Origin of the sequence: Capillibacterium thermochitinicola, assembly GCF_013664685.1 — a bacterium.
GTDB lineage: Bacteria > Bacillota > UBA4882 > UBA10575 > UBA10575 > Capillibacterium > Capillibacterium thermochitinicola.
Genome location: NZ_JAAKDE010000045.1, coordinates 1 through 14,630 on the forward strand (window position 1 = coordinate 1; position 14,630 = coordinate 14,630).

The window sequence follows — 14,630 nt, forward strand, 5'->3', positions numbered from 1 at the left end:
AAAATACGCCACGGTGGGGAGAGCGCTCTGTTTTTTTACCATCATTAGGCCTCCTCTGCTCCGTCTCCGGTCCCCAAAATAATGACTTCCCCCGGCGCCAATTTCCCTTTTTCCGGCAACGGCCACTGCCACGCCCTTTGTTTTTCCGCCGGGTAAAGCAGCCGGAGTTCCCAGTTGGACCGTAAAGGCGGGGGTAACACCTTTCGCCACCGGAACTCGGTCGCTTCTTGAAGATTCTTATTGGCCAGGAAAACCAAACCCCTTTTTTCCTGGGATGAATAATACCCCAGGCAAAGCAAATTTTTCCGTCTTTGCCGGGAATAAGAGCGCAAAAAATTCCGGGGATTTTGGATCACGCTGAAAAACCGGGTCCGGATGTTGTTAGCTTTGCGCAATAAGCCGCTCATCCATGCAAAATCATTGTTCCGCCAATGTAAACAGTAATTGTCAAAAAAGGCAAGTTTGCCGTACATTGGGTCGTCCGGTTCGAGCACAAACCGTCCTGCTTCCGTATTGTCCAGACCCAGATTCATCGGCTGCCGTTCCAGTAACTCCAGTCCGTTATTGAGGAAAGGAATGGAATTGGGCAACAGATAGTTCAGGAGCGTCAGGATTTCAATCGGCCGTTTATCCCGGTAGTAATAGGCCAGGCGCGGGGTATCCGGTGTTTCCAGGGCCGCTGTTACCGGCAAGGCCGATTCCAGCGTATGCCTGATTACTTTCGCCATGAAGCCTGCCTCTGTCCAATGTTTGTAGAGGGCCCACAAATCGCCTGTGATTAAATGAAAGCCATGTTGTTTCCAGTTGGCAGCGTTCCGGGGGTGAAACTCTTCCGACCACAAGAGAAAAGCGGGGTTGGCCGCCTTCACCTTTTCCAGCAAAGTACGGAGCAATTCCGGCGGGAGAGCGTGCCCCATATCGATCCGGGCGCCATCGATCCCGTAAACCCGCTGGTAATAAGGGATGATGTCGACCAGGTACGCCCAGAGTTCCCGGTTGGGTTGTTCCCCCCGGTATCTGTTGGCACAAGCCCCGTCCTGCAAAATAAAAGGGGCATAACCATGGAAAGCCGGATCGGGGCCGGGTCCCGGTTTACCCAGGCAGATCCGGGCTTCCCGGTGGAGATCGTAGTAAAGCTTCAGGTAGGTCACATCAACCCAGGGGGGCTGGGGATCATTGAGCATGTTGGAAAAACCGGGAACCGTAGTGATCCCGAAGGCTTCCTCAATCAACGTCAAAATATTCTCTCCCGTCTGCCGTTGCCGGGTCTTCACTTCCACCCAAAGCCCGGGCGCCAGTACTGACGGCGGGCAAGTAAATCTCTGCAGGTAAGACCGGGTCACCAGACCACAGTACAGTCGGCGGAGAGCTTTTCCCTGCGGGTAGGTCAGCGGGGGGACTTTTTCCACCGGCGGCAGGGAAAAACCATCCTCCTTAGACAATTGGATCCAGTAAAACCAGTCCGGGTGGTCAATGATTAAGTCATGATCCCGAGCGACGGTCCGGAAGACAAAGTCCACTATAACCTTCAGGCCTAATCGGTGGCAAGCTTCGATAAAGGCTTTAAATTCGTCCTCGATCCCAATCTCCCCGGACAAAAGGGGATCATGTAACTTGGGGGCCAGGCGGTAATGATTTTTAATGGCGTATGGGCTCCCCATTTCTCCTTTGGCATATTTCGTGCCGGTGGCGAAGACCGGAAGCAGATAAATAATACCCACCCCTAGTTCTTTGAGGAACGGCAACAAGGCCATTGATTTCAGAAAGGTACCGGGATAAAGTCGGCCGCTCCGGTCATGGTACCAAGCGGTAAAGGTACGGGGCAGCATCGCATAAATTGCTTCTCCGTTCCCCATGAGGCCGGAACCTTCTTTCCCAACCGGTCCGGCCGCCTCCCCCGCTCCCCCGGCGAAAATTTGCCTTTCCAAACACGTAACGAAAAAATGATAAGGACAAACCCGGATATCGCCGGGGCGCGCCGGGTCTGTTTCGAAGGCGGTATACCCGAAATAGTTCCAGGCTTCCGGGATGAAGTAGTCGCGTTCACCCTTTCCCTTTTCCGCCTTAGCGCGCAGGAATTTTATGATTTGCCATAAAGTATCCATCGGTCCTCCATTATCATGGGCTTTTTTCTTCAAAAATACCTTCCCTGTTGATAGCCTCACCCGGCTTCCGGTTTTCATTCCTCCACTGTCGTTTTTGAAATCTGTGGGCCCAGCCGCGGAAAAGATCCCCCACCGTTTCCCATCAAACCCCCATGGCCGCGACCAGATAAACCAGGATCATCCCGACAAAATTAATTACCCCGGCGTCTTCGCCGGGGTTCACTTCGGAAATATCTACAAGCAAACAGCGCCACTGCTCGACAGTCGGCCGCTCTTCACTAGTGTTGAAAAGGGTTACGTTTCCCGCTTACTCTTTCGTAGCCAGACTGGAACTGCGCACGACCAATTCGGCGGGGATAATGGCCCGGTTGTAACTCCGCACGTCGCTCGTCAGCACCGTCTGCAGCATCTCAAAGGCTTTCTTTCCCAAAGTAAAAGCGTTAATCTTTACGGAAGTAAGGGGCGGGTTATAGAACTCGGCCAAAGGCACATTGTTAATGCCGGCCACGGCAATATCCACCGGCACCTTCAGACCGGCTTCATGGATTGCTTTAATCGCCCCGAAAGCCAACAAATCATCGCAGGCAATGACCGCGGTCGGCCTTTCCCGCAGTGCGAGGAGGCGTTTCATCAAATCGTAACCGTTGGCGGAGATAAATTCACTCTCGACCACCAATTCCTCGCAGAAAGGGATGCCGTGATCGACCAGGGCTTTTTTGTAACCATGCAACCGGTCTCTGGTGACCGTAACACCGGGAGAATAACCGAGAAAGGCAACTCTCCGGTGACCTTGGTCCAGAAAATGCTCCACCAATTGATAACCGATTAAAAAGTTGTCATTATCAACCCAGTTCACATAGGGGTTTTCCGTCCGGCCAATCACCACAAAAGGGAAACCAACCTCCACCAACTGGTCCACGGTGGGATTCTGGTCTCTGGAGGTCAAAAGGATCAGTCCGGCGGTAATACTCCCGAAGGTTAACTCCTTAACCATTTCCCTTTCTTCGTCAAGGGTGGCCACATTGGCCAGTAAAATCTTGTATCCTTCCTTATTGGCCATCGAAGCAATCCCCGCCAACAACTCGGGGAAAAAGGGGTGTTGGAAGGATTGTTCGGCCATCCCGGGCATCACGACGCCGATAATCCGGGATGAACGGTTCACCAGCGAACGGGCGATGATGTTCGGGTGGTAGTTCATCTCCTTTATGATCTTGAGGACTTTTTCTTTGGTCGCCGCGCTAATTAAGGGACTGTCGGCGATCACCCGGGAAACCGTTGAAGGAGAAACCTGGGCTTTTTTCGCAATATCATTGATTGTTACCCGCAACACGATCATCCTTATGCAATCGTTTATTATTTATTATAGAGTAGCATTTTTTACCATGAGAATCAACCTTTAATATCTCTAAAGTCTCAGCTTAACGGCGGTGGTATTGCTTGGCTGCGCCTAACACCTAATAAAGTAAAGAATAACGATTTTCACCGGGGAAGAGCAACCAAAATAAAAAAGCCCTGCCTTGAGGGCTCCACCAAATAATAGGTTCTCGGTCGATCCTTTGGGGTGCCGATCCTTGCCAGGGCTCCGCATCATAATCAACTTGATCTATGTAGTCCTAAGGGGTTATGGTTATACCAACCACAAACTGGTCCATGTCAATTACGGCCACATCCAAGTGGAAATTTTTATTCAACAGGATTTTCGCGCCCAAATTCAGATCGTAGGCGTCGTATTCGCCGATCAGTGTGACCTGCGGAAACTCCTTAGGGTTAATAACTTTGCTCAGCCCGAAGAAAATCCCGCCAAGCTGTCCACCCCCCAAACCGAAGTTCCAACGGAGGTCGTACGGGGAGATGACATGGCCGATCACCACATAAGGGGAGAAAATTTCCTTCCCGATATCTTGAATACCTAACGCCAAGCCAAAACTGTTTTTCGTCTCGGGAATGAGCCGGTATTTAAAGCGGGCGGAAACTTCGTTATCATGCCGGCTCATATCAATGGCCGCCCCTACCTCGAAATCGGTCACCAGACCAAAGTCTACCTGAATCCGGCCCCACTTTTCTTCACCAACATAGGCGCCAATGGTATACGTCCCCGAAGATAATACCCGGTTGGTTGGTGTATTGATGAAATCGGAACCGCCAAAGAGCCCCTTCGCCGCTACGCTTTGCCCGCTTCCCAACAGAAAAACCAGAACCATTAAGCAAACAAAAGAAAATTTCCCTCTTTTCATTGCTGTCAATATACTTTTTTCTCCTTTTCTGTCAGATGTAATATTCAATTCTATATTATGCTATCCTCCGCATTTTCCTGCCGGTAATGCTTGCCAAAAAACTAATACTCAATCCCCCGCCGGGCACCGATCCCTTGAGTATACGGGTGCTTCACCGCTTGCATCTCGGTGACCAAATCGGCCATTTTTCGCAAAGTTTCCGGCATCTCCCGCCCGGTCAAAATCAACTCGACACCGGCCGGTATGTTCGCCGCCAGTGCACGGACTTTTTCCTCCGGCAGCAAACCCAGATTCACCGCATGGCTGATCTCATCCAGGATCACGACTTGGTAGCCGGCGGTAACCGCCCACTCGGCATCGGCCAGGCCCTGGGCCGCCAACGCCAGTTCTTCCTGGTCCGGCTCCCGGTTAAACAACCAGCGGCCGGAGCCGTATTGGCGGCAAAGAATCCCGAGCTGCCTGAGGACCCGGGCTTCACCGTTCTCCCGGTCGGTCTTCAAAAACTGAAAAACGGCAACCCGGAGGCCGTGGCCGTGGGCCCGGACCGCCAAACCAATGGCGGCCGTCGTCTTTCCTTTACCATCACCGGTATAAACTTGGATCATTGGATTAAATCAACCTCTTCTCCACACGCGGCGCAGTGCCCGTTTTTAACGCCATCAAGCTTTACCCCGTAAAACAGCCGTTCCACCAGGACCGCCCCGCACCGGGGGCAATAGGTTGTACTATACTTGGGATCAGCCACATTGCCGAGGTAGACATAGTCCAGTTTTTCCCGGGCCAGCCGGTAGGCCTGCTCGAGAGTGGCGAGCGGGGTCGGCGGGATTTTCAAGCGGTACTGGGGATAATACCGGGAAAAATGGAGGGGGATCTTCCGGTCCAAACCGGCCAAAAAAACAACCAAATCCTCGATCGCGTCCTGGTGATCATTCTCTCCCGGAATTAAAAGATTGGTCACTTCCAGGTGGACCCGGCCGGCCAACTGTTCGGCGGTTTTCCGCACCGGCGTGAGCCGGCCTCCACATAATTTTTGGTAAAAAGCGTCCGGCCCTTTCAAGTCAAGGTTGACCGCATCCAAATACGGGAGCAACTCCTTTAGCGGTGCGGGGTTAAGGTAGCCGTTGGTCACCAGCACATTTTTCAACCCCTGTTCCCGCGCCAGCCGGGCCGTCGCCAAAATATACTCAAACCAGACCAACGGTTCCGAGTAGGTGTAAGCCAGGCCGATGTTGCCTTGCTCCCTCGCCTCCACCGCCAGGGCAACGAGCTGCTCCGGAGAGACCTGCTCCGTGGCCGCTTCGTCGTGGGCAATCCGCCAGTTTTGACAGAATTGACAATGCAGGTTGCAACCGACCGTTCCGACCGACAAGACTAAGCTTCCCGGGTAAAAATGATAGAGCGGCTTTTTCTCCACCGGGTCCAGGGCGACCGCGGAAACCCGGCCGTAATTCACCGTATACAGCTTTTTTCCGCGGGCGACCCGGCCCCGGCAACGGCCGCTCTCCCCTTCGTAGAGACGGCAGGCCTGGGGACAAAGGGTGCAAAGGACCAGCCCGTCGGGTAATGCTTGGTAATAAGCAGCTTCTTTTTCCGGCATCAGACCACTCCCTCCCCGGCGTCTTCCGTAGCCAAGTTCGTTCAATAGTATCTGACCACTTCAAACCGCTCCAGTTCCACCGGTTCGTGCGGACCGATTCCGGCTTTCCGTTTTGCAATGGCCAACTGCTCTTCGACGGTTTCCACCCCTTCCAGATTGGGCAAGAGCAGACCGGTTTTTCGCCCGCTGCGCACAATCACCCCGTACTTTTGCGGGTCCAGGTCAGCCGGCCCCGCCACCGGCTCGGGGGGGGAGAATCCGGTCCACCGAATAGACCAGGTCGGGGAGTTCCTCCGCCTGAACCGGTTCAAACCTGGGATCGTGCAGTGCGGCGGAGATAGCATTATGCCTGATCTCCTCTAGGAACGTCGGCTGGGTCGGGAAAACGGTCCCGATACACCCCCGGAGCTGTCCGTGTTTTTTGATCGAAACAAAAGCCCCCGCCGGCTCCTGCGCTTCCGGTGGCAAGTCCCCCGGAACAATGGCGGTTTCGGTCCCCAAAAGGTAGTTCTCCACTGTTTGGCGGGCGACACGGACAAAGGGTGATTCGGCGGCCCGGCGGTTTCGGAGCGCCTCTTCCCGCCGGTGGCGGAGAACCGTAAGCAGACTGGATTTGCTCTCGTCCTCCCCTCGCGGCGCGAAGCTGACCACGCCATAACCGACTCCGAAGGGTCCTTCGTAGCTTAACACCTCGATCTCCGCTTGCCAGCCGTCAAAAACGCCCAGTAACATCAGGAGGGTGCGAAAGCCGCATTCGGCCGCCTTCTCCACCAGAACCGGATCAAGGTCAAAGATGGCGGCCCGGTTTTTGGCCTGTAACAAAGCCATCAGCGTCTCATCGAACTCTTTCCCCCGCGGGTCATAGGGGGCCGGTGCCCCCGGTTTTAAACAGTGGGAAAGATCGCCGCTGGCGATCACCCCAATCCGCCGTGGTGACTTGTGCACGGCCCGCCCAATGGCCACCCCCAGTTGGTACTGTTCCAACCAGGGAAGGAGGGTCATCCCGGTGGCCACCAGTTTAACCGAATCATCGGCCAAAAAGGAAAGGGGAACCAGCACGCCATGGTCCAGCTCCGCCCCTAGTCCGTAACCGGCAAGATCCTCGGCCGTCAGTTGTAGACAGGGGATCTTCTCCTTTTTAATTTCGCGGCTGATCGCGGCGGCCAGTTCCTGGTCAACCTCCCATTCCCACTTCCGGAAGTAACCAAAACGGGCCAGGTCGCCCTTTAACCGCGTTCCGCCCCGGATCGCCAGTCCGTCCTGAAATACCGGACCATGCGGTGAAAAGATCACAACCGTATCCAGCTTCAGCGCCGCCAGCCGCTCGGCCAGACGCTCCATGGCTTGAACGGTTTTGTGCGCCTTCTTCGTCTCTTCCCCCCCCGATCGCGGCCAAAATTATCGGTGGGTGCGGAACCAAAGCGCCGTAGACTAACACGAAGCTCCCCCCTAATCGAGATAATACTTAACCTCCACCCAATATCCTTTCTCTGCCGACGGGTAGAATCCTCCCCGGGGGGCCAACCCCAAGGTCCAACGGAACCGCCCATGATGTCCTTGGAGGCGGGCAGCCCACCCGCCGGTTAGTTCGCCTTCCTGCCACTGGCCAAACAACTCCACCCGTAAGGTATAAGGCGGGGTTAAATCCTGCCACCGCAGGCCAAACCGCCAACCGGCGGCCGGCAACTCCTCCTCTTCTTCTTCCGTCAACGGAATTTCCGCAGCTACCGTTTTGGCCGCGGACCAAAGCCAGCTAAGCTTGTACTCCCGGGTGGAAGGGTAATCCAAAATCCCGGTGATCTGCAGTTCGCCGCTGGTTTTCCCGCTGCCTTGGCTTTGTTGATTATAACCACAGTTCCCTTCAAAATAAGCATTATTGCTAATATCCCAGTTCCACTCCAGGCGCAACGAGCGGTGGTAATAGTTTTTCCAGGCGTCCTCCGGATAAACCCGGACACTCTCCGCCCAACGGCCGTACAAAGTATGGGGGGCAAAGCGGAAAGTCACTTCATTACTCAGGGCGGTTTTGACCGATGATTTCCCGGGCGAGGGATAGTTTTTTTCTTCGCGGGTCAGTTCACCTGTCCACGCAATGGGCGTAAATGGCCGCCACCGCAAGCGGAAACCGATCAACTGCCAGTCATAGTCCTCCAGGGTACCACTGCTGTTCACCCGCCGCCATTCACCCGCGCCCCAAACCCGAAAAGCCCACGGGCGCGCCAATGATTTTTCCAGGGCGGCCTCCGCCCAACGAAAATCACAGGTCGGGGCCACCGCATAACGCCCGGCCAGACTCCACCACCAGTCACCGCCGATCCTCCGTTGCCACTTTGTCTTATAATACACGGGTTGGGTCGGGGAAGCATTATTGCGCCACCGCAAGTCATTGGTCCAACGGAAAGCCGGTGCATAATAACCCCAGCCGCCACCCAACAGGACCTGCGTTTCCTCCTCCGCCCACTTTAACTTTATGCTCAGCGGGTCCGCGCGCCATTCGCCACTAATGGGCAACGGCAAAACAAAGACCGTTAATACGACAACCATCCGAAAAACAGTGGTCCTCCGGTTCAAAATCCCACCCCCGCTTTCACCGCGCCATGTTTACAATTATCTTCTATATTTTCCTGTTGCTTCCTTCTTGGTTCCTGTCCGCCAGTCCCCAATAAATTAGAAAACCCGCCATTTGGCGGGTTTTCTCGAGGAGCGCCCTTTTAGTCAATAAGGGTCGGTTTTTGTTTGGTTTACTCCACAATATCTTGTTGGATATAAGCTTCCGGTTCCACGGGAACCTCGGGCACACCGGGGGCTTTGCCGCTGGCTCCGAAGAGCCGGATCTTGGCGCGCACCTCTTCCATGAGGGCTTCCCGGGCTTTCCCCAGGTATTTGCGGACATCGACGGTTTTCGGATCCGCATTAAATACCTCATGAATCCCCTCGGTAAAACTCTTGTTTAGTTGGGTATGGACATTAATCTTGCAGATCCCAGCCTGAATCGCGGCGACCACGGCTTCATCGGGAACCCCGGACGCGCCATGCAAGACCAGAGGCACGGCGACCCGTTCACGGATGGCTTTGATGCGTTCAATGTCAATCTTGGCCTCTTTGATCTTCATCTTATGCATATTTCCCACGGCGATCGCCAAGGAATCCACATTGGTCTGTTCAACAAAAGCCACCGCTTCCTCGGGCTTTGTCATGTATTCTTTCAAATCTTCCAGCGTAATTCCGGTCGGATCCTTCGGCACGCGCCCCAACTCCGCTTCAACCGGGACCCCAACAGCATGGGCCGCTTTCACCACTTCCCGGGTAATCCGCACGTTCTCGGCGAACTCCAACTTAGAACCGTCATACATCAAAGAGGTGAAGCCGGCCCGGAGGCAACGGATGTTGTAAACAAAGTCGACACCGTGGTCCAAGTGCAAAGCCACCGGTACGGACGCCTTGGCGGCCAAACTCCGGATAATCGCCGCCATCTCTTCAAGGCCGCCATGTTCGGCCCCGCCTTGACTGACCTGGACAATGACCGGTGCGTTTTCCTTCTCCGCCGCCATGACAATACCCTGCGCCATCTCCAGATTATTGGCGTTAAAAGCACCGACCGCGTAACCTCTCTTCCGGGCATCCAACAACATACCCTTGGTGGTTACTAAAGACATCATCGATCACTTCCTTATCCTACTCATCGCTTTGCGGGTCGGGCTTATTGCGTTGTCGCGAAGGACAACGCAATAAGCTTTATCATCTCGGAAGATCAGAACAGCTTGCTTTTAGGATAAAGGTTGCGAAAAGATTGGTTAAACCGGTTGTTACGGTCGCTCAGACCTTTTCCACAAACTCTTCCAACAGGCGCATATCACCGGCAAAGCCTTTTGCCGTCGTGACAGCGGGCGGGTAGTTCACAAATTCGTCGGCCGAGAGACCATAGGCATAGTAACCTTGCCGGAAGTAAGGAACCTTAATCAACTGGGCCAAAATGTCATCCGGAATATCCTCGCCTTTATGGCTCTCCAACGGCTCATTTTCATACAACTTCAGGAAATCGGCGATCATATCCGGATTCATCGTATAGACGATGGGTTCGCCGGCCATCTTCTCGATATGCCAAACTTTGACTTTGTTGTCGACCGTCGGACCGGGCCGGGCCGAACAAAGCAGCAGTTTGCTTTCATAACCTTTCTGGGCAAGGATCTTGAGGGCTTTTTTGCAGACGGCTAAGCCAGCCCAGTGGCGAACGGCCAAATCGTCCAAGTCAACCCCAACCGCCGCGGCTTGTTCTTTAAACTCTTTTGCTTCTTCGAAGCGGCCCAGCATCATGGTGATCACCGAACGCCATTGGGTATAGTCAACCCCATTGGCCTGGCCGATCTCTTTTCCAACCCGTACCGCTTCGGCCACCGCCAAGATTTGGGGTACCGTAAAGCACACGGTTGCGTTGGTCGAGATCCCCAGCGCCGTCAGGAGCATAATGTTGTAGACGCCTTGTTTGGTGGCGGGTGATTTTACCATAATATTGGGCGACAAGGCCTTAAGGCCAATCCCCTGTCGCAACATTTCACGGGTATCCGTAATCAACCTGGGATCAACCTGAGCGCTCACATAGCCGTATTTGTAGTTGGAATGCTCGAAAATGGGCATGTATTTCTTCACGCCCTCGGCCGTGATCTTGGTGTAGGTCATCCAAGCCTGTTCCTCGAGGGAAGCCCCGGGATGTTTCTCTTTAATCTCCTTAATCCAAGGTTTGCAGGTCTCCGGAATCCAGTCCAGCGTTTCCCGGGTGAGACGGGGGTTGGTGGTTACGCCGCGGATCACGGAATCTTCCGGTTTTTTCTCATTGTAGAGCTTCTCCAGCCACCCGGCAAACTTCTCTCTTTTCTCCGCCGGAAGTTCACTTAAAAACTTCTCTTTCCAGGCCGAATAAACCAGGGGCGAAGCATCCCACCAAACCTCAAAATCATCGCTGATCGCCTGTAATCGCTCGAGAGGGCTTTTGTCAAAAGACATTGATCATTCCTCCTCATCTTTTTATTCTAAACTACCTAAACCGAGTAGTTTATCCATCTCCTGGTACTCTTCCCGTGTTGGAACTTTATGGTGCCACTCCACTTTGTTTTCGGCAATCGGCAAGCCTTTGCCCTTTACTGTTTTCGCGATGATCACCGAGGGTTTGCCGGGAATAAACGGTACGGCACTCAGCGCTTCGTGAATCTGTTGATAGTCATGGCCGTCAATCTCGCGTACACCCCAACCGAAACTGGCCCATTTCTCCGCCAACGGTTCGATGTTCATCACTTTGTCCACAAAGTTGCTGACTTGCAAATTGTTCCGATCGACGATCGCAACCAGGTTGTCCAACCCGAAATGGGCCGCCGACATGGCCCCTTCCCAGATGGAGCCTTCCTGGGTCTCACCATCTCCCAAAATGGTATATACTTTATAATTCTTCCGGTCGGCCTTGGCCGCCAGCGCCATCCCGATCCCGATATTGAAACCATGACCCAGCGAGCCCGTATTTGCCTCCACTCCCGGGAGTTCCCGTTCGGGATGACCACCGAGTTTCGTATTCAACTGGCGACAGTAAGTCTTCAACAGCTCCTCATCGAAAAAACCTTTCTTGGCCAACACTGCATATAAGGCCAAGCAACTATGGCCTTTACTTAAAATCAAACGGTCCCGGTCCGGCCAGGAAGGATTCTTCGGGTCATATTTCATGTGGCGGGAGTACAAGACCCACATCACATCGGTTATCCCCAAAGCCGGGCCCAGATGACCGGTTCCCGCCCTGGTGGCCATCTTGATCGCTTCTTTCCGAACCTCAGCTGCTTCCGCCTGCAGGCGATTCAATTCTTCCGCAGCCAACATTGGCAACCCTCCCGTTTGTGTCGGTTCAAAATCAACGGCGAAATATTGAAAACTGCTGGAAACTCCGGTTCATCGACTACCCCATTATCAGCAGCAAATCTGCTTCTTCAAATATCAGTATTTCATCTTGTGAACGATCAATCCTGGCGGAGTTTCCAGTCAGACTCAAAACCCGTAGGTCACGAGTAGTTTTCCAGTTTCCAGCGTTTAGCCCGATAATCCCTAGTTTAGCTGGCCCCTTTTTGCAAAAGGGGTGTGAAAATCCGGCAAAATTCTTCGTAACTGATTCCGGCTTCCCCAATCTCCCGCGGATCGACCGTCCCCGGTTTACTGCCATGGTAGTCCGACCCGCCGGAAATATAGAGCCGGTTTCCATATCTGGCCTTAATCTCCTGTTCGATTTCTTCCACCGTATTTTGCCCTTTATAGCTGGTTTTATTGTAGGTATACCGCGCCTCAATCCCGTCCAGCCCGTGCTCGATTAAACGCTCAATATACTCAAACCTGGTCATTCGGCCTAAGCCCGGTGCTTCAACCACTTCATCGATCAGATAGGGGTGGGCCAAGAAAGCCAGTCCTCCACACTCGTGGATTAACTCGATAGCGCGGATTGGATCGATTTTCTCGCGCCGGACATCAAGCTCCGGGTCGTTCTGAACCATGATCTTGGCGGCGCCCCAGCTTTCGGCATAACCTTTCTCGGCCATCTTCTCAAAGATAAACTTTCTTTGCACCTCTTCCGGATCCCGTTCGCGGATCACGCCGTGCGCGTCCCGATAACGCAAGATCTCCTCATCATAGTCGATGGGCATCCCTTTTCTGGTCAGAATCACACAGAGTTTGCGGTAGGCCTCGCTCTTACTAAGGCGGGCCCGTTCCATCTCCGCCTGTACCGCCGGATTTGACCAGTCCAGCTCATAGCCGAGAATATGGACATCGTTCACATAAGTGTCGGTCGAAAATTCATAGCCCCGCAGCAGAACTAAGCCTTTCTGCTTGGCATAGGAACAGATATCAACCGTCTGGCCGTTCACCGTTACCGTCTCCGGCGGGACAATATCATGATCGGTAATGGCGATGGCCTTCATCCCCAAACTCGCAGCCCGGTCAATTAATTCCATTGGAGTGTTGTTTCCGTCGGAACGATTGGTGTGGCAATGCAGATCACATTCGTACCTAACTGGTCGTCCGCTTTTCGTCAAAACAACCCCTCCTTTTTTCTTGACCCGTCAGTGCTTGCGAAACTCACGGTCAATTTCGTCGATCAGATCGACTTTCGGTTTAGAACGGCCGCCGGCAAACTCGGAATCCAACCACACATCCACTAATTTCGTGGCCAGGACATTCCCGATGACTTGCGCGCCAAAGGTAATAATCTGGGCGTTATTGCTTTTACGTGCCCGTTCGGCCGAATAAACATCATGACAGGTTGCCGCCCGCACACCAGGGATCTTGTTGGCCACGATCGCCATCCCCAAGCCGGTCCCGCAGATAAGGATACCCCGGTCAAATTTCCCTTCCATAATGCTGACGGCGACCCGGCGGGCAATCTCCGGGTACAAGACCGTTTCCCCTGCACCGCAGCCCATATCCTCGTACTCCACGCCGCGCTGCTCCAAGTGGGCCTTGATTGCTTCTTTCATTTCGTATCCGTTCTCATCGCAACCGATTGCTATTCTCATTTTGACTCCTCCGTTTCTAAAAGCTTTTTAGCTTCAGCAACAATGTGCTCGGAAGTCAACCCAAAAAAGGCGAAGAGATCCTCTTCGGTACCGGGAATACCATAACGGTCTTGAACCCCCATGCGCCATACTGTCACCGGACAATGCGTACTGGTCACTTCAGCCACCGCGCTTCCCAAACCGCCAATTACATTGTGTTCCTCCACGGTGAGAATCCGTTTCGTTTCAGCCGCGGCCTTCAGTACCGCTTCTTCATCAAGGGGTTTTACCGTGTGCATATCCAAAACCCGCGCTTTAATGCCTTCCTGCGCCAACCGGTCGGCCGCCAGCATCGCTTCATACACCAGCCGGCCATAGGCAATGATCGTCAGGTCATTTCCTGCTCTAATCTGCCGGGCCTTGCCAATCACGATCGGCTCGTCACAGTGGACATGGGGTTCACTGGCTGTCCCCCGGATCCGTAAATAAGCCGGCCCTTCATAATTAATCAAGGCCTCAACCAACCGGTAAGTGGAAGCACCATCCGCCGGGACCAACACGGTCATGTTGGGAATTGACCGCATCAAAGCCACATCTTCCAAGGCTTGGTGGGTCATCCCCAGCCAATCGGAGCTGAAACCGGCGTTCGTCCCGACAATACGCACATTTAAGTTGGCAAAAGCAATATCGGTCCGGATTTGCTCGCAGGCCCGCATCGTCAAAAAGGTGGCATAAGTTGAAACAAAGGGAACTTTACCGCAAAAAGCCAAACCGGCCGCGATACTCATTGCGTTTTGTTCCGCAATCCCGACATTAATGGCCCGGTCAGCGGCTTCTTTCCGGAAAGCGCCAAACCGGGACTCCGAATCGGCGGCCACCGAAAAGACCCGTTCATCCTTTAAGCCAAACTCGGTAATCGCTTCGCTAAAGGCTTTTCTCATCGAAAGATTACTGCTTAGATCGATCGCCATCGGCGTACCCCCCTCCTGTGAGAGCGGGAGAGCTGCACCAATTGGCAGCTCTCCCTATTCATTATCCGGACTGGTTTAAGCTCTGTTGGCGAACTTCCGTTTTTCGTCCGGTACCACGATGTTGAACTTCTTGACTTCCTCGAGGAAGTTGGCCAAGGCTTGACCGGCCCGGGCAAAATACTTCTCACCCTTCTCCTTGCTCG

General features: G+C 53.7%; 14 protein-coding genes. All 14 read right to left on the minus strand.

Annotation, left to right across the window (positions count from 1 at the left end; all coding sequences use genetic code 11):
• Positions 1-44: 44 nt before the first annotated feature.
• Positions 45-2,105 carry an alpha-amylase family glycosyl hydrolase gene (locus G5B42_RS11020; RefSeq protein WP_181340527.1) on the minus strand — a complete coding sequence of 687 codons (2,061 nt, stop codon included), beginning with the start codon at positions 2,103-2,105 and terminating at the stop codon, positions 45-47.
• A gap of 307 nt (positions 2,106-2,412) precedes the next feature.
• The gene (locus G5B42_RS11025) at positions 2,413-3,432 is read right to left on the minus strand and encodes a LacI family DNA-binding transcriptional regulator (RefSeq protein WP_181340528.1); all 1,020 of its coding nucleotides are present in this window, start codon (positions 3,430-3,432) and stop codon (positions 2,413-2,415) included.
• A 286-nt stretch (positions 3,433-3,718) separates the two neighbouring features.
• Complete coding sequence (locus G5B42_RS11030) at positions 3,719-4,306, minus strand: YjbH domain-containing protein (RefSeq protein ID WP_231133531.1); 588 nt, start codon at positions 4,304-4,306, stop codon at positions 3,719-3,721.
• A gap of 134 nt (positions 4,307-4,440) precedes the next feature.
• Entirely contained in the window at positions 4,441-4,944 is a 504-nt protein-coding gene (locus tag G5B42_RS11035) for a cob(I)yrinic acid a,c-diamide adenosyltransferase (protein ID WP_181340530.1), read from the minus strand.
• Positions 4,941-5,936 carry an AmmeMemoRadiSam system radical SAM enzyme gene (amrS, locus tag G5B42_RS11040; RefSeq protein ID WP_181340531.1) on the minus strand — a complete coding sequence of 332 codons (996 nt, stop codon included), beginning with the start codon at positions 5,934-5,936 and terminating at the stop codon, positions 4,941-4,943. The genes G5B42_RS11035 and amrS overlap by 4 nt, the downstream gene beginning before the upstream one ends.
• Positions 5,937-5,977: 41 nt before the next feature.
• The gene (locus G5B42_RS12015) at positions 5,978-6,175 is read right to left on the minus strand and encodes an AMMECR1 domain-containing protein (RefSeq protein ID WP_331274117.1); all 198 of its coding nucleotides are present in this window, start codon (positions 6,173-6,175) and stop codon (positions 5,978-5,980) included.
• Entirely contained in the window at positions 6,159-7,277 is a 1,119-nt protein-coding gene (locus G5B42_RS11045; protein ID WP_231133535.1) for a class III extradiol ring-cleavage dioxygenase family protein, read from the minus strand. The genes G5B42_RS12015 and G5B42_RS11045 overlap by 17 nt, the downstream gene beginning before the upstream one ends.
• A gap of 108 nt (positions 7,278-7,385) precedes the next feature.
• Positions 7,386-8,507, minus strand: a complete 1,122-nt coding sequence (locus tag G5B42_RS11050) for a hypothetical protein (RefSeq protein WP_181340532.1) — start codon at positions 8,505-8,507, stop codon at positions 7,386-7,388.
• Between the two features lie 170 nt (positions 8,508-8,677).
• Positions 8,678-9,595, minus strand: a complete 918-nt coding sequence (locus tag G5B42_RS11055; RefSeq protein WP_331274118.1) for a class II fructose-bisphosphate aldolase — start codon at positions 9,593-9,595, stop codon at positions 8,678-8,680.
• 157 nt (positions 9,596-9,752) lie between these two features.
• Positions 9,753-10,937: a transaldolase family protein gene (locus G5B42_RS11060; protein ID WP_181340533.1), complete on the minus strand. Its 1,185-nt coding sequence runs from the start codon at positions 10,935-10,937 to the stop codon at positions 9,753-9,755.
• A 21-nt stretch (positions 10,938-10,958) separates the two neighbouring features.
• Complete coding sequence (locus G5B42_RS11065; RefSeq protein WP_181340534.1) at positions 10,959-11,795, minus strand: transketolase; 837 nt, start codon at positions 11,793-11,795, stop codon at positions 10,959-10,961.
• Positions 11,796-12,022: 227 nt separating this feature from the next.
• Entirely contained in the window at positions 12,023-12,997 is a 975-nt protein-coding gene (locus G5B42_RS11070) for a PHP domain-containing protein (RefSeq protein ID WP_231133536.1), read from the minus strand.
• A gap of 27 nt (positions 12,998-13,024) precedes the next feature.
• Positions 13,025-13,477 carry a ribose 5-phosphate isomerase B gene (rpiB, locus tag G5B42_RS11075; RefSeq protein WP_181340535.1) on the minus strand — a complete coding sequence of 151 codons (453 nt, stop codon included), beginning with the start codon at positions 13,475-13,477 and terminating at the stop codon, positions 13,025-13,027.
• A complete protein-coding gene (locus G5B42_RS11080; protein ID WP_181340536.1) occupies positions 13,474-14,427 on the minus strand; it encodes a transketolase family protein in 954 nt (317 codons plus the stop codon). The genes rpiB and G5B42_RS11080 overlap by 4 nt, the downstream gene beginning before the upstream one ends.
• Positions 14,428-14,630: the final 203 nt, after the last annotated feature.